9 protein-coding genes, 1 tRNA gene and 2 rRNA genes (1 of these 12 only partly in view) are annotated in these 15320 nt (G+C 63.3%); 5 read left to right on the plus strand and 7 right to left on the minus strand.

From position 1 onward, the window contains the following. Positions 1-18: 18 nt before the first annotated feature. Both LZ586_RS08160 and LZ586_RS08165 read right to left on the minus strand, forming a co-directional pair. Positions 19-741, minus strand: coding sequence for a FadR/GntR family transcriptional regulator (locus LZ586_RS08160; RefSeq protein WP_235079409.1), 723 nt, complete (start codon positions 739-741; stop codon positions 19-21). Between the two features lie 33 nt (positions 742-774). After that, entirely contained in the window at positions 775-1716 is a 942-nt protein-coding gene (locus LZ586_RS08165) for a DUF4861 family protein (RefSeq protein ID WP_235079410.1), read from the minus strand. A gap of 181 nt (positions 1717-1897) precedes the next feature. Here LZ586_RS08165 and LZ586_RS08170 point away from each other — a divergent pair, with 181 nt between their 5' ends. From LZ586_RS08170 to LZ586_RS08185, 4 genes are all read left to right on the plus strand, one after another. Then, positions 1898-3040 carry a glycoside hydrolase family 105 protein gene (locus LZ586_RS08170; RefSeq protein WP_235079412.1) on the plus strand — a complete coding sequence of 381 codons (1143 nt, stop codon included), beginning with the start codon at positions 1898-1900 and terminating at the stop codon, positions 3038-3040. Next, positions 3037-4875 (plus strand): hypothetical protein, encoded by a 1839-nt coding sequence (locus tag LZ586_RS08175; RefSeq protein WP_235079414.1) that lies wholly within the window; start codon positions 3037-3039, stop codon positions 4873-4875. Before LZ586_RS08170 ends, LZ586_RS08175 begins: the two co-directional genes overlap by 4 nt. 71 nt (positions 4876-4946) lie before the next feature. Next, positions 4947-8030, plus strand: coding sequence for a TonB-dependent receptor (locus LZ586_RS08180; protein ID WP_235079416.1), 3084 nt, complete (start codon positions 4947-4949; stop codon positions 8028-8030). A 244-nt stretch (positions 8031-8274) separates the two neighbouring features. Next, entirely contained in the window at positions 8275-8943 is a 669-nt protein-coding gene (locus LZ586_RS08185) for a hypothetical protein (protein WP_235079418.1), read from the plus strand. 66 nt (positions 8944-9009) lie between these two features. Here LZ586_RS08185 and LZ586_RS08190 read toward each other — a convergent pair whose 3' ends face one another. Then, on the minus strand, positions 9010-10131 hold the full coding sequence (locus tag LZ586_RS08190) for an alginate lyase family protein (protein WP_235079419.1): 1122 nt from the start codon (positions 10129-10131) through the stop codon (positions 9010-9012). Positions 10132-10389: 258 nt separating this feature from the next. On the opposite strand from LZ586_RS08190, the gene LZ586_RS08195 reads away from it, so the two are divergent. After that, complete coding sequence (locus LZ586_RS08195) at positions 10390-11559, plus strand: aldose epimerase family protein (protein WP_235079420.1); 1170 nt, start codon at positions 10390-10392, stop codon at positions 11557-11559. Here the strand turns inward: LZ586_RS08195 and LZ586_RS08200 are convergent. From LZ586_RS08200 to LZ586_RS08215, 4 genes are all read right to left on the minus strand, one after another. Continuing rightward, on the minus strand, positions 11544-12431 hold the full coding sequence (locus LZ586_RS08200) for a LysR family transcriptional regulator (protein ID WP_235079422.1): 888 nt from the start codon (positions 12429-12431) through the stop codon (positions 11544-11546). The genes LZ586_RS08195 and LZ586_RS08200 overlap by 16 nt on opposite strands. Before the next feature lie 204 nt (positions 12432-12635). Then, a tRNA-Met gene (locus LZ586_RS08205) sits at positions 12636-12712 on the minus strand. Positions 12713-12893: 181 nt separating this feature from the next. Then, positions 12894-13008 (minus strand): 5S ribosomal RNA (rrf, locus tag LZ586_RS08210). A 147-nt stretch (positions 13009-13155) separates the two neighbouring features. Beyond that, a 23S ribosomal RNA gene (locus tag LZ586_RS08215) occupies positions 13156-15320 on the minus strand; it runs 630 nt beyond the window's last position.

A 15320-nucleotide genomic window follows, 5' to 3' on the forward strand; every position in this document is an offset into this window, starting at 1 on the left:
CCGCTCGCGCTGATCGCCTCAGGCGTCCGCGCGGGGCACTCGCAATTGAAGCGCTGCGTAGCGTTCATAGCTGGAGCGCATGTGCAGCCGCGCGGCTTCGCGTGCGCCGACGGGATCGCCCGCCGCGATGGCATGGTAGATCGCCCGGTGATCGGCATTGATGACGCGGGCATATTCCTGCGGCTTCATCGCCCCTTCGCCCACGAGATACAGCGCCCGCGACGGGATCAGGCGAAGACCGAGGAAATCGGCGAAGCGGACATAATAGTCGTTGCGCGTGGCATTGGCGATCGTGGCGTGAAAGGCGCGGTCGATCACCATCGACTGCGCGCCGTCGTCGCTCACTTCCATCTCCGCCAGCAGGCGTTCGAGCGCGTCGAGGTCGGTGTTGTCCCGCCGCTCGGCAGCCAGCGCGGCCATCTCCGTCTCCAGCCCCGTCCGCATCTCCAGCAGTTTCAACACGTCTTCGATCGCGGCGAGATCCTCGGGCATCACCTGGAACGCCCGGTAGCGCGCGTTCTCGGCGACATAAGCGCCCGATCCGCGCCGCGACTCGAGCAGCCCTTGTGCCGCTAGCCGGGCGAACGCCTCACGCACCACCGTGCGGCTCACGCCGAAATCCTCGGTCACGGCCTTTTCGGTGGGGAAACGATCGCCGGGGGCAAGGACGCCTGACTCGATGTCGTTCCTGAAGCGCGCGACAAGATCATCGGCGAGCGAAGCGGCTTTGGTAGACGTCATGTCGTTCGGTCTAGCCTAGTTGATTGCCCGAGGTCAGTCATGATCCGCCGTGAAATCTGCGCGTGCCGCACGAACATAAGTGATCCACTCGGCTTGCGTGTGGATGTCCGCGCCACGATCCCATGCTGCACCGGCATAGTAGACGAAGGGCTTGCCTGGGGGGACGCGCAGGAGGACGAGGTGGTTGTCGCTGTCATTCTTCACATCCACGATCATCGCGGGGTCGACGAGCAGCGCCGCAGCCATCGTGCCATGACGTTGATCGGTCGGTCCCCACCATGCGAAGCGCCCCGTCGCGCGGTCCGCCGTGAAAGTGCCGGCGGCCGTGGGATCCGTGGGCCGGCGCGATATGCCGATGCCAACGACGAGTGGTTCGGACCGGTTGGAGGACAGCGTCGAGATCATGCGGGTGAAGTGTGTTCCGGCGGGCAAGGTGAACCGGCGCGTCTCCGAAACCTGGCGGTTCACGCCGACCGGCCATGGCGCATAGCCCACCGAAAAGTCGGCGACGTCGGGGCCGGCGTTCAGGATGCGGTGACGGACATAGTTGCGCGATGTCCACAGCTTGTTGTCGTACCAGATGCCGAGCCCGCCCGTGCCCCTGGCCGCGCCGACATTGTAGAAATCCACGCCTTCGCCATGATCGGCATGCTGGTCGCCGGTGCGCAGCTGGCGATCCATGAACGGCCACGAAACCGACTTGCCCCACGCATCGATCCCCGAGCCCGAAGGAGGCTCCACTGCCTCGAGCCGATGGCCGTAGATGCGGTGGGCGGTGCGGTCGTTTTCCCACAACAGATCGTCATAGCGATAGTCGCCGAGCACCACTGCGGCCCGCGCCTGCCGCTCGGCCGGGGAAGCCGGTCGGAACGGGGCGCTGTCCTGGCCCGGAGCCGCCGCCAGGGTGAGCAGCAGCAAGAGCGGGGCGATTGGGGCCTTCACCCGCAGCGCGTAGCGTTTACCCGAACCAGACATGCGCCCTCCCGTTGTATGACAACTGTTGACAGGTTAGACGAGAAAAGGGAACAGCGTTTTGCGACACCGGTGACAATGCCGGGTCCAGGGAGAGGTCGACAGTGAAACAACGGTTCGGCATCAATGCTTTGGCTGGATGGCCACTCGCCGGCTTCGAATGCCCGCAGCGGGAGGAGCACGCATGTTGAGCCTGCTCCCCGCCTTGTTGCTCGCAACTGCGCCGGCAGCTGTGGAGATGCCCAGGGCGGCCGACGTGCTTCGGTCCACTCGGCGCGTGGCGGACTGGCAGTTGGCGCATGCCGACCGGTTCGACTACATGCCGGCGGCGCGTGCCAGCGTGCGCAACCCGCGCGATTGGCAACAGGCAACCTTCTGGGTTGCACTGACCGAGTTAGCCGACCGCGACGCGACGTACCGCAAGCCGATCCTGGCACTGGGGGCGCGCGAGCAATGGCAGTTGGGCCGCAACCCCTATCATGCTGACGACCAACTGATCGCGCAGGCGTGGGAATGGGCGTCGCGCAACGGGGCCGGACCCGCGGCACTCGCGCCGGCCCGTGCCTATTTCGACCGGATCCTCGCGGACCGCCGCACCGGCAGCCTGGCGTTCGTTCCCCGCGGTCCGGGAAGCGGCGACAGCGCGTGCACCGACCGCTGGTGCTGGTGCGACGCGCTGTTCATGGCGCCCCCTACCCTGTTGCGTCTCGGCCAGGCGCTACGCGATCCGCGATATGCGGCCTTCGTCCATGACGAGTTCAAGGCGACCACCGACTATCTGTACGACCCCGGCGAGAAGCTGTTCTTCCGCGACAGCCGCTTCTTCGATCGGCGCGACGGCAAGGGCAACAAGCTCTTCTGGAGCCGCGGCAATGGCTGGGTGCTTGCCGGGCTGGCGCGTGTGATCCAGGGGCTGCCCAAGGATGATCCGCGGCGGAGCTGGTATGTCGGGCTGTTCCGCGACATGGCGGGGCGGATCGTCACCCTGCAGAAGCCCGACGGCTATTGGGCGCCCTCGCTGCTGGACAATGGCGCGGATACGCCCCCCGAATCCAGCGGGACGGGGTTCTTCACCTATGCCTTTGCCTGGGGCATCCGCGCCGGCATCCTCGACCCGGTGCGATACCGCGCGCCGGCTATCCGCGGCTGGCGCGCGCTCGAACGTGCGGTGCAGCCGTCGGGCATGCTGGGCTGGGTCCAGCAAGTGAGCGACCGGCCCGACGTGGTCGCCGCCGCCGATACGCAATTCTATGGGGCGGGCGCTTATGTGCTGGCCGGAACCGCGATCCACGATCTGGCCCGTGCCGAGCAGGAGCGCCGCCGATGACGCCGATGCTCGCCCTTGCGCCCATGCTGCTGGCGGTGAACGCGCCGGCACCCGATCCGCGCGGCCAGATCTATCTGGCTCCGCCGCCGATGCACGCCACCGTATCGACGCGACTGATGCCGCAGGTGGAGACGCTCGTCCTTCAATTGCTGCGCGAGAAGCGCGGGATGACGATCGACGGGGTGCGGGTGTTCGAGAGCGGCGACAAGTTCCTGCCGGGGAAGATCGCCGCGATCATGGCCTATCGCGTGCTGGCGCTGCCCAAGGCGGACGCTCGCCTCGACCGCCGGTTGCAGGACTTCGCCGACATGGCCGAAATCACGCTGCAGGACACCAACGACAGTTGGGGCATCTATTACTACATCTCGGCGCTGCATTCGCTGCGCAAAGCCGGGTTGCTCGACCGGGCGCTCCGGCCGGCTACGCTTGCGGCATTGCGGACGAAGCTGGACTGGCGGCGGTTCGTGCGGCCGGACCTGACCCTGATCGACCTGCCGAACAACTATTACGGAGTCGCCTTTCCAGTTGCGCGGCTGCGCCATCTGCTGGGCTGGGAGGATGCTTCCGCGTCGGAGCAGTTGCTCGCACGCACGCTCGAGCATTACCGCAAATATTCGGGCGAATATGGCTTTGCCGACGAGACCGAGGGCAAGGGCCGGTTCGACCGCTACAGCGTGCTTCTGGTCGGCGAAATCGCGCAGCGGATGATCGAGACGGGCATGACGCCGCCGCCCGAGGTTCGGCAATGGCTTCGCCGGTCGGTCGACCTCATGCTGCCGCGCTTCAACCTGCGCGGCGAAGGCTGGGAATATGGGCGCTCGATCGGCGCCTATGGCGAGACCGCGTTCCTCGAAACGCTGACGGCAGCGGCGACGCTGAAGGTACTGACTCCGCAGGAAGAGCGCATGGCCTACGCCTTTTCGGCGAGGATCGCGGCGCGCTACACCGATTTCTGGATCGACCCGGCCACCGGGTCGGTGGACTTGTGGAACGAGGGCCGCCGCACCGACGCCTATCGGGGCAAGCACCGCATCTTCGGCGAGAATCTCAGCCTGGCGCGGCAATATATCTACACCGACGCGATCTGGAGCGATCTCGGCTACCGCGGCCGTGCGCCGGATCCGGGCTATGCGCGCTGGCTGTCGACATTGCCGGCGCACCGCTTCACCTGGTTCGCGCGCGGGCAATATGACCGTGGCGTACTCACGCTGCGCGACCGCGGGCAAGTCCTCTCGCTGCCGATCATCAACGGCGCCGAGGGGCAGCACATGCACAGCCCCTATTTTCCCGTGCCGTTCGCACCGGGGATGCTCCAGGGCTCGCCAGACGCGACCTGGCCACAACTCCTGCCGCGCATCACGCTGAAGGATGGCAGCGTGTTGATGCCGCTCGCCTTCTTCAAGGACGTTCGCGTCAATCGCCAGGGCGGCAAGACGACCGTCACCTGGCGTCAGGATGTCTGGGACCGGATGGGCGGGAAGGATGCTGTCGCCGATCCGCGACTGAGCGTCGAGACGAGGTACATTTTCACGCCCGGCCACATCGTGCGCGAGGATCGCGTCGTTCCGAACGGTAATATCGGAGCGGTGAAGCTGGATGTGGAATTCGGCAGCTTCTCCACGGGAGCGACTTCGGTGGGAGACGGGGAAACGACGTTCGCAAAGGGGGCGGTCACGCGCTTCGCCACGCAGGGCTATGGCGCGTGTACGCCGCGTACTACGACACCGGCCTATGCCGCGACCACGGGGCCGATGAACAGCGTCGTCGGGTGCACGCGATCGGCTCTACCCAACGCGCCGTTCAATCTTCGCTGGGAGTTGTCCTACAACCCTTGATTTCCGCATGTGACACCGGTATCCCGAGTCGTCATCGCCTCTCGAAGAAGGCGGATCTCAGGAGAGCAAACATGGTTGGCCGACACCGGGCTGCGCTACTCGTCAGTGCTTCGTTCCTTTTCATTCCCGCAGCGCTCGCCCAGCAGCAGCCAAGCACCGATCAGGCGCAGGCCGAAAGCCTCACCTCTCCCACCGTTCAGCCCAATCCGGTCGAGCCGGAGGGCGCACCGACCGATCCGACGCAGACCGGTACTCCGGACACACGCACGGCACGCACCGACCCGATCGCGCAAGCCGCGGCAGAAGCCGATGCCGACGCGCAGGGAGAGATCATCGTCACGGGGGCGCGGGCGACGCAGCGCACCTCGATCGAGCTGAAGCGGAATTCGAGCGTGATCGTCGATGGCCTCGTCTCCGACGAGATCGGCGCCACGCCCGACAATTCGGTCGGCGACACGCTCGAGCGGATCACCGGCGTCTCTGCCGATCGCTTCAAGGGCAACGCCAACGAGCTCTCCGTACGCGGGCTTGGGCCGACGCTCAGCTTTTCGACGTTCAACGGACGCGAGGTGTCCACGGCGGGTCCCGACCGGTCGGTCGCGTTCCAGCAGTTCCCGTCCGAACTGGTCAACGGCGTGCTGGTCTACAAGTCGCAGCAAGCCGACTTCCTGGAGGGCGGCGTCGGCGGGATCATCGAGCTTCGCTCCCTCAAGCCGCTCGATTACGGCAAGCGCCGCCTGCAGGCCGAGTTCCGCGCTGATTATCAGCCCAAGGCCGATGACGTCTATCAGGAGGACGGGCTCGGCTACCGTGCCAACATCTCCTATACCGACAGCTATTCGACCGGCATCGGCGATATCGGCGTGTCGATCGGCTACCAGCGGCAGGACACGTCCGCGCCGGAAGATTATTACAACGCCAACGCCACGTTCCAGCTGTGCAACACCGTGGCCAACAATCCCTCGCAGGTGACCGGAACCGCCCCGGCACTCGTCGCTTCGGGTGCGGGCGCCAACTGCACGTTCGCGACAGGGCCTCGCGCGGTGGCACCTTCCACCGGGGCGACCCCGGTCACGGTCGGCGAGACGATCGGCGACTATTATTTCGCCAACTCCTCACGCAGCTTCCGCACCCAGCAGACCGCCGAGGTTCGCGACGCGGTGATGGGCACGCTGCAGTGGCGCCCGACACCGGACTTCGAGATCGCCGTCGACGGGCAGTATTCGAAACGCAACAGCCTGGAGAAGCGCAATGTCCTGGCGATCGCCGAGGGCCTGCGCGGTGTGCAGCCGCTGCTGATCGGCACCGGCGACAACGGCTATAGCGAAGGCGCGCTGATCAGCTATCGCGGCAATTCCAACATCGAGAACCAGCTCGAGCGCCGGCAACGTGTCGAGGACTATAAGGGTGGCGGCATCACCCTGGCCTGGCGGCCCGACGGGTGGAACTTCACCGCAGACGGCAGCTATTCGGGGTCGCACCGTACGGAAACGCAGAAGGCGACGCGCATGCGCTCCACCACGCGCGTGCCGTATCAGCTGACCTATGAAGACGACAACATCGTTCCGACCATCACCTTCGGCAACAATTTCGACGTCACGAACCCCGCCAGCTTCCTGGCGACGTCCAACACCGCGGTGTATGCCCGCAACCGCTTCGCGACCGACCGCCGCGATGAGATCTGGGCAGGCCGGATCGACGTCGAGCGGTTGTTCGACAACAGCTTCCTCACCGCCTTCAAGTTCGGTGCGCGCTATTCGGACCATCATCGTACCAACGACAATGCGCGCAACAGCGACCTGAACACCATTGTGCCCGTAAACGGCCAGACCCCGGCGCAGCTGATCACCGCGGCCAACCAGAACTGCCGGGCGCCGTTCACCACCCGGTCCTTTATGGAGGGAACGGGAACGAACCTGAACCGCTGGGCGACGTTCGACAATGACTGCCTGTTCCGCACGTTCACCGGCAGCGACGATGCGCTTCCCCTGCCCACCGACGGGCGCGATCCGAGCGACATCGACGTCACCGAGCGGATCTACACCGCTTATGCGATGGCGAGCTTCCGCTCGGACCTGGGCCAAACGCCGTTCTCGGGCAATGTGGGCTTGCGCTGGCTGGACACCCGGATCACCTCGGTCGGGTATCGGCAGTCGTATCTGATCACCATCGATCCCGGCAGCGACACCTACACCGTGGCCGTGGATCCCACCGGACAGCTGACCAGCAACACCGGCCGCGGCCATTACCGCTATTTGTTGCCGAGCGCGAACGTGGCGTTCGACCTTTCGGACAAGTTCAAGCTGCGCCTGGCCGGCTACCGCGCGATCGCCCGCTCCGGCATCGAAAGCTTCGGCGCCGGCATCAACCTCAATCCGTCGACGGGTACCGGCGGGCTGGGTAACATCATCTTCAACGCGACCACCGGCAACCCGAACCTCAAGCCGCTCCGCGCCTGGAACGCCGATGCCAGCCTGGAGCTATACGCGTCCAAGGACACGTTGTTCGCGCTGGCGGGCTATTACAAATGGGTCGTCGGCACGGTGATCGGCCGTGACGTCGCCATTCCAACTCCCATCACCGTGACGACGGTCACGCTCAATCCCGGCGCTCCCAGCCCTCGCCAGACGGTCGACCTGATCATCAACCCGGTCGCGCCGGCGAACGATACCGAGACGCGCAATCTCTACGGGCTGGAGTTCACCGGCAGCCATGCCTTCACCTGGCTGCCCCAGCCCCTGGACGGCTTCGGCGTGCAGGCCTCGGTCAATCGCGCGTTCGCCAATTTCGAGTATCCCGACACGTCGGGCAACGCGATCTCGAACTATATCGATCCTGCCAACCTGATCGGCCTGTCCAAATGGACGGCCAGCGGATCGGTGTATTTCGAGAAATGGGGGCTCTCGCTCCGGGCGAACTATCGCTACCGCTCGTCCTACTACAAGCCCAATGGCGGCACCAACCGCGAGGTTCGCGGCGCCGACTATGTGAACTTGTCGGCACAATATAATGTCAGCTCGAACGTGCAGCTGAAGGCGCAGGCGCTCAACATCACCGGCACGCAGGACGTGATGTACAAGGGCGGCTATGACAGCATCGCCGAGGTTTCGAACAGCGGCCCGCAATACTTCTTCGGCGTTCGCGTGAGGATGTAGCGCCCGTCCTACGCGCAAGAACTACCATAGCGGGGCCTCTGCCATTCCGCTGAATGGCAGAGGCATGTCCTGTTGAGTAATCACGCCGCACTTCACCAGTTGAGTCACAGTTTCTAACTGATTAGATCCTTTATCTTGATAATTATCAGGTCATATTCCAGTCTACGTTTTGCCAATAAAGCGAGTCGCGATTAGTAAATCGCGTGGTAACCGCAATATGAAGGCCAAATCAGGAGATGGAAGCATGACAAGGAACAAGCAAAAAGCCGCATTATTACCAAAGATGTCGATGATCGCCGTCTGCGCCGTCCTGTTTGCGGCAGGAACCGCCTATGCCTATACCACGGACGTTGATGCTGGGGGCCGCATCGAAAACATCAGCGGTGGAAAGCGCTTCATCGTCAAGCAGCGAACCGATTCCGTGCCCGGGCGCGCCGAGCTTCGGGGCAGTTCCAGCACATCGGGGGTTTCGGCCAGCGGGCGATTCAAGCTGATCAGCGGCGGGCGCTGGCTCAGCGTAATGCAGGTCTTGAACGTCGTGGCAGCCGGGCAGACCTCCGGCCCGTCGGAGCCGATCACCCAGCTTGCCGTGCGGCCGAAGTCGGGGACGAGCCGGTACGAGTTCTACATCGTGCAAGGTGGCCAGCTATGCAGCGGGGCACCCGAAGTGAGCATCGGCAGCTCTTACACTGTCAGCGTGACCGCGAGCGCAGGCCAGACGCCGGAATATACGATCAACGGCGTCACGTGCAAAAAGTCCAACCCCGACGGTGACAAGGCAGGCACGGTCTATGATGGCAGCCTGAAGAGCGGCCGCAACTTCTACGCCAAGATGGGCGCGTACCATACGTCGAGCAACCAGACGAACCGCGGCGGTGACTCGACGGCGGAATGGACCGAATTGCGGATTTGAGAACGGGGAGCGGCCGCATCGCGGCCGCTCCGACGGCTCGAGAAACCCGAGTTCGCGCCGGCGAACTCAGTCCGCGGCGCGTTCCCTACCCTCGCCAAGGGCGGGACCATGGCCGAAGAAGCGACGCATCTCCGCGGATACCTGTACCGGATACACCGCCGACGGCCACGCGGCGCTCGCCCTGCGGAGAAGTTCGTCCAGTTCTTCCTCCTCGGGCCGGATCTCACGGTACGGCCAATCACCGATGCGACCGCGATAGGCAGCGACGAAATCAGTCGCACGCTTCAGACTCTTGCCGCCCGCTTCATAATTCCACAGGTCGCTTCCGACGCAGCGGCCAAGTTCGGCCACGTCATACGCCGCAAGCAGCGCGTAGATCGAGTAATGCAGGCTCCGGGTTCTGGCCAACTCCTCGGGCAGCGCACCTTCCGGAGTCAACTGCGGCGCGATGCGGCGCTCGGGGAAGGCATGGATCACCTTGCGCGCGATGTCCGGCCGCCGCGCGAACAAGGAAAAATGTACCAGCTGCGCATCATACCATAGCGCGTGGTTGTTTCGTGCGGCATCCTCGGCCTTGCCGTTCTTGCTGGTCATCATCCAGTCGACATAGTCGCCGAACCACTTTTCCAGCCCCGCCTGCTCAGCCTTGGTCAACATGCCCGACGGCGCGATGAGGCCGATTCCCTCGACTACCCGCTGGAGGCGCGTGGTGTCGATCACACCTTCCTTGCGCCCATCCTCTCGCCCTGGCACCGCCTGGGCGAAGTTCATGTTCGGGTTCATTCGAGTGCGGGGATCGATGAACCAGGTGCGCATCAGTTTCGCGGCGCGATCGGCATATCGTGCTTCGCCGGAGAAATAATAAGCAAGGCTGAGGACTTCGACGTCCCTGCTCATCCGGTCGAGGTCGGTAACGTCGTATCTGTCGGTCGAACGTTCGGGATTGATCTCGCCGTCGCGCCGAAGATACGGCTTGCCGTCGGGCTTCGAGGGATTGGGCCACCAATAGGGCGCCAGGCTGAGATAATCGTGCCGATCGCCGGAAGGCGGGACGGCGGTCTTGTCGGTGACCGTATAGAGTGGTCCGCGAGCCGCCGCGTCGGCAGCGCGAAGCAACGCGGCATAGGCCGATTTGGCCGCCGGGTCGCTTGCCGTCGCAGCCTTGAGGCGCGCCAGCACTTCGGGCATCAATAAAAAGGTCCTGCGCCCGCCGAAGCTGGCGGCATAGCCGTCAGCTTCCCGACAGACGGACTGCGGCACCTGCCCCGGGGAGGTGAAAGGCCGGGCGTGGAGCGCAGGCTGCGGCACAAGTGACGCAACCAGGACGAGGAGGAGGCCATTGCGTGGATGCAAACTGCTACCCCTTGGGAAAAATGACTATCGCGGCCAGACGCTTTCGCATCCGGGAACCGCTTCCTAGAAGCTGCTGGCCAGCGGTGTCAATATATGTCATACAACTTCATGATTGAATCGTTACGAGGTGCCGCGGCTGGGATTGCGGCAGTCCTCGCGCTGCTTGCCCTTCCCGCTTCCACAACCGCAGGAACACAGCGCGGGAACGGGGAGGTCTTCGGCCAGCTGCCGGATGGCCGCGCGGTGGAGCGGTTTCGCCTTGTCAATGCCCGGGGGATGCAAGTCGAGCTGATCCCCTACGGCGCCGCGATCGCCAGCATACGCCTGGCCCGCCCCTCCGGCCCGCCAGTGGAGGTTGTAGTCGGCCCCGGCGACTTGGCCACGTTCACCAAGCGGCGCTTCGGGCAGATCGTCGGCCGCTATGCTGGGCGGCTGCGGGGCGAGATCGTCATCGACGGCGTGCGCTACCCCCTGGCGACGAACGCTTCAGGGGTCACGGTGCATGGCGGAGATCCTGGCTATGACCGCGCACTCTGGCGCGGCACTCCATTCTCGAACGCCGGAGGCAGCGGCGTTACCTTCGCGCTGATCAGCCCGGATGGAGAGCAGGGCTTCCCGGGAAGGCTCAAACTTACCGCGCGCTACTTCCTCGCGCGGACGTCGAACACCCTCACGCTCGATATACAGGGGCTAAGCGACCGCCCTTCGGTCGCGAACCTGACCAACCACGTCTTCTTCAATCTTGCAGGCGAAGGCACGATCGGATGCCACACCCTGAGCGCCGCCGCGCGCAGATATGTCGCGATCGATGCGCGCAAGCTTCCGACAGGCGTCCTGCCGGGCGTGCGCAGGACCCGGTTCGATTTCACACGTCCGCGGCCGCTCGCCCCGCTTCTCCAGAGCGGCGGGCTGGACGACATGATCGTGCTGCAATCCGGAGGCGCGGTGCGCCTGCGCGACCCGGCAAGCGGGCGCACGATGACGATGACCACGAACCAGCCGGGGGTGCAGTTGTTCACCGGAAACGGCTTCGATGGCAGCATGCTGGATCAGCGCGGTCGCCCGATCGTCCGGCACGCAGGAATAGCATTGGAGGCGATGGGCTTCCCGGACAGCCCGTGGTTCAGGCATTTTCCAAGCACCGCGGTGACCCCTGCGCGGCCGCTGCATTGGCATACCAGTTGGGCCTTCTCCAATGCGTCGCCTACGCCGGAGCATTGCCCCGGGCCTGTGGCGCGCGCTGCCCTTTATCCGTCGACGTAAGCGGCAAGTTCCTCCGGTGCTGCCCGCGGGAAGGATTGCCGCAGCAAGTCCAGAAAGGCGGCAACCCTGATGTTGAGCAGCCTGCGCGACGGATACAGCGCCCAGAGCGCAATCTGCGAGTCCGCTACGTCTCCCCAATGCGCCAGGCGCCCGCGAGCGATGTCGCCGCTGACGAGCGACAACGGCAGGCGTGCTGCTCCTGCTCCGGCGCGCACTGCATCGCGGATCATGACGAGCGATGACAAGCGAAGCACCGGGTCGACCTCCAACTCCGATCGTCCCTGCGGCGTCACCACGCTCCAGCTGTTCGCTGCGGCGGCACCACGCACTATTGCCGGCACAAGGGCGTCGGTTGTCTGTGGCATTCCAGGAGCCGCCACCACAACCAGGCGATCGTGGAGGAAAGGACGGCCGACCAGCGTCTCATCCGGCGCGGGGTCCACGCGAATGACAATGTCATATCCTTCTTCGATCATGTCCACCGGCCTGTCCTCGGTGGTCACTTCCAGACGCACCTCGGGGTGCCGGCGTGCAAACTCCGCAGCCAGGCGCCCCATCGCGGTTTGCGAGAACAGCAGGGGCGCACTGATCCGCAGCCGGCCCCGCACCTGCTCGCTGCCCGAAGCGATCGCCGCGGCCGTCTCTTCCAGCTCGGTCAGGAGCGCGCCGGCACGCTCGAACAGCGCGCGTCCCTCCTCGGTCAGTTTGAGGTCGCGGCGGCCTCGTTCGAAAAGCCGCAGGTTCAGGCTTGCCTCAAGCTCCGCCACCCGACGCGACAGGGTGGCCTTGGGCCGGCGGGCGGCGCGCGACGCCTTGCCGAAACCGCCATGGCGGGCGACCAAGGTGAAGTCGGCCAGGGCAAGCAAATCCATATCGTTCCACCAGAGCGATGCAGGAGTAAGCCGCGCCTCGTGCGCAGCCGGAGTGGAACGCGTAGTCCATTCAGCGGTGTCGAGGCTACCGCGCGATCAAGACACCGCCCGTTGGAGAGAAGCTCGGCGTCAATTGGCTGCGGTGGGTTGGCATGCGCTGGGCACAAAAAAGCCGCCGCGGGGGTCCCGAGGCGGCTTGTGTGTTGGTTGCGGGGACAGGATTTGAACCTGTGACCTTCAGGTTATGAGCCTGACGAGCTACCGGGCTGCTCCACCCCGCGACAATTGCGATATCGGTTCAGGATACGAACGGAAGGCGAGCCTTCCGCAAGGCCGACTGGCCGTCGCGCCTTATTGGCGCGGTAGCCTAAAGCCGCGGATGCGGCTGCCGGCGCCTGAGGCCAACGAACAAAGTGGATGGGTTTTTTCCGTGCTGTTTTTCTGGGGGACACCGGCTGCAATGCCTGGCGGCGACCTACTCTTCCATCGCTTGAGCGATAGTACCATCGGCGCTGTCTGGTTTCACGTCCGAGTTCGGGATGGGATCGGGTGGGTCACAGACGCTATGGCCACCAAGCAATGAAGCCGGTGTGCCCAGAACGGGTCCCTTGTGGGGACCCGTGAACAGGGGGTTTCGATCGATGCCCGTGCAGGCTGTGTGTAATCATCACGCTTCGAACAAGCGCTCTGGAAGTTATCCAGGGCTGTTGTTGATGGTGGAACTCTCAAGCGCGAATAGGACAATTAGGACCGGTTAGCTCCATGCGTTACCGCACTTCCACATCCGGCCTATCAAGGTCGTGGTCTCCGACCGTCCTAAGAAATCTTATCTCGAGGGAGGCTTCCCGCTTAGATGCTTTCAGCGGTTATCCCGTCCATACATAGCTACCCAGCTGCGCTCTTGGCAGAACGACTGGTACACCAGAGGTATGTTCAACCCGGTCCTCTCGTACTAGGGTCAACTCCTCTCAAATTTCGACGCCCACGGCAGATAGGGACCAAACTGTCTCGCGACGTTCTGAACCCAGCTCACGTACCACTTTAATTGGCGAACAGCCAAACCCTTGGGACCTGCTCCAGCCCCAGGATGTGATGAGCCGACATCGAGGTGCCAAACAACCCCGTCGATATGAGCTCTTGGGGGTTATCAGCCTGTTATCCCCGGCGTACCTTTTATCCGTTGAGCGATGGCCCTTCCACGAGGGACCACCGGATCACTATGACCGACTTTCGTCTCTGCTCGACTTGTCAGTCTCGCAGTCAGGCTGGCTTATGCCATTGCACTCTAACAGCCGGTTTCCAACCGGCCTGAGCCAACCTTCGCGCGCCTCCGTTACTCTTTAGGAGGCGACCGCCCCAGTCAAACTACCCGCCACAGAGGGTCCCAGCACCGGATAACGGTGCGTGGTTAGACAGTAGAGAACAACAGGGTGGTATTTCACATTGTGGCTCCACCACGGCTGGCGCCATGGCTTCAAAGCCTCCCACCTATTCTACACAGTTGTTCTCCACTGCCACTCTGAAGCTGCAGTAAAGGTGCACGGGGTCTTTCCGTCTAACCGCGGGTACTCCGCATCTTCACGGAGAATTCAATTTCGCTGAGCATGTCCTGGAGACAGTGGGGAAGTCGTTACGCCATTCGTGCAGGTCGGAACTTACCCGACAAGGAATTTCGCTACCTTAGGACCGTTATAGTTACGGCCGCCGTTTACCTGGGCTTCATTTCGGAGCTTGCACCCCTCCACTTAACCTTCAGGCACCGGGCAGGCGTCAGGCCCTATACGTCGTCTTGAAGCCGACTTAGCAGAGCCCTGTGTTTTTGCTAAACAGTCGCTACCCCCTGGCCTGTGCCCCCTCATAAAGCTTGCGCTCTGTGAGGGCCTCCTTCTTCCGAAGGTACGGAGGCAATTTGCCGAGTTCCTTCAGGACACTTCTCTCAAGCGCCTTGGTATACTCTACCTGACCACCTGTGTCGGTTTCGGGTACGGTCTATACGGTGGGGCTATTTCCCGGGACAACTTCGAAGCATGCTCAATCCAATAAGAGCATACAACACACGTCATCCGTCACACACCACCAGGCCCACGAATATTAACGTGGTTCCCATCGACTACCCCCTTCGGGCTCGTCTTAGGGGCCGGCTCACCCTGCGCGGATTAGCCTTGCGCAGGAACCCTTGGTCTTTCGGCGAGAGGGCATCTCACCCTCTTTATCGCTACTCATGTCTGCATTCGCACTTCCGATACCTCCACAGACCATTACCAGTCTGCTTCACAGGCGTACGGAACGCTCCGCTACCGCGTACTCGTAAACGAGCACACCCTAAGCTTCGGTGCGTGTCTTGAGCCCCGTTACATCTTCGCCGCAGGAACCCTTATTTAGACCAGTGAGCTGTTACGCTTTCTTTAAAGGATGGCTGCTTCTAAGCCAACCTCCTGGTTGTTTTGGGATTCCCACATGCTTTCCCACTTAGACACGACTTGGGGACCTTAGCTGTAGGTCAGGGCTGTTTCCCTTTTGACGACGGACCTTAGCACCCGCCGTCTGTCTCCCGGATATCACTCCTAGGTATTCGGAGTTTGGTTAGAGTTGGTAGATCTCGCGACCCCCGCATCCATCCAGTGCTCTACCCCCTAGGGTGTCCATCCGAGGCACTACCTCAATAGTTTTCGCGGAGAACCAGCTATTTCCCGGCTTGATTGGCCTTTCACCCCTAAACACAACTCATCCGGTAACTTTTCAACGTTAATCGGTTCGGACCTCCAGTGCGTGTTACCGCACCTTCATCCTGGTCATGCCTAGATCGCCGGGTTTCGGGTCTAATCCATCAAACTCAGTCGCCCTATTCAGACTCGCTTTCGCTGCGCCTACACCTAACGGCTTAAGCTT

The sequence above is a fragment of the Sphingomonas sp. S2-65 genome, assembly GCF_021513175.1.
Lineage (GTDB): Bacteria > Pseudomonadota > Alphaproteobacteria > Sphingomonadales > Sphingomonadaceae > Sphingomonas.

What these genes read in the sequence shown, in the direction of transcription:
- LZ586_RS08160 (WP_235079409.1), bottom strand. Translation starts at nt 741, where the DNA reads ATGACGTCTACCAAAGCCGCTTCGCTCGCCGATGATCTTGTCGCGCGC.
- LZ586_RS08165 (WP_235079410.1), bottom strand. Translation starts at nt 1,716, where the DNA reads ATGTCTGGTTCGGGTAAACGCTACGCGCTGCGGGTGAAGGCCCCAATC.
- LZ586_RS08170 (WP_235079412.1), top strand. Translation starts at nt 1,898, where the DNA reads ATGTTGAGCCTGCTCCCCGCCTTGTTGCTCGCAACTGCGCCGGCAGCT.
- LZ586_RS08175 (WP_235079414.1), top strand. Translation starts at nt 3,037, where the DNA reads ATGACGCCGATGCTCGCCCTTGCGCCCATGCTGCTGGCGGTGAACGCG.
- LZ586_RS08180 (WP_235079416.1), top strand. Translation starts at nt 4,947, where the DNA reads ATGGTTGGCCGACACCGGGCTGCGCTACTCGTCAGTGCTTCGTTCCTT.
- LZ586_RS08185 (WP_235079418.1), top strand. Translation starts at nt 8,275, where the DNA reads ATGACAAGGAACAAGCAAAAAGCCGCATTATTACCAAAGATGTCGATG.
- LZ586_RS08190 (WP_235079419.1), bottom strand. Translation starts at nt 10,131, where the DNA reads ATGCCCGAAGTGCTGGCGCGCCTCAAGGCTGCGACGGCAAGCGACCCG.
- LZ586_RS08195 (WP_235079420.1), top strand. Translation starts at nt 10,390, where the DNA reads ATGTCATACAACTTCATGATTGAATCGTTACGAGGTGCCGCGGCTGGG.
- LZ586_RS08200 (WP_235079422.1), bottom strand. Translation starts at nt 12,431, where the DNA reads ATGGATTTGCTTGCCCTGGCCGACTTCACCTTGGTCGCCCGCCATGGC.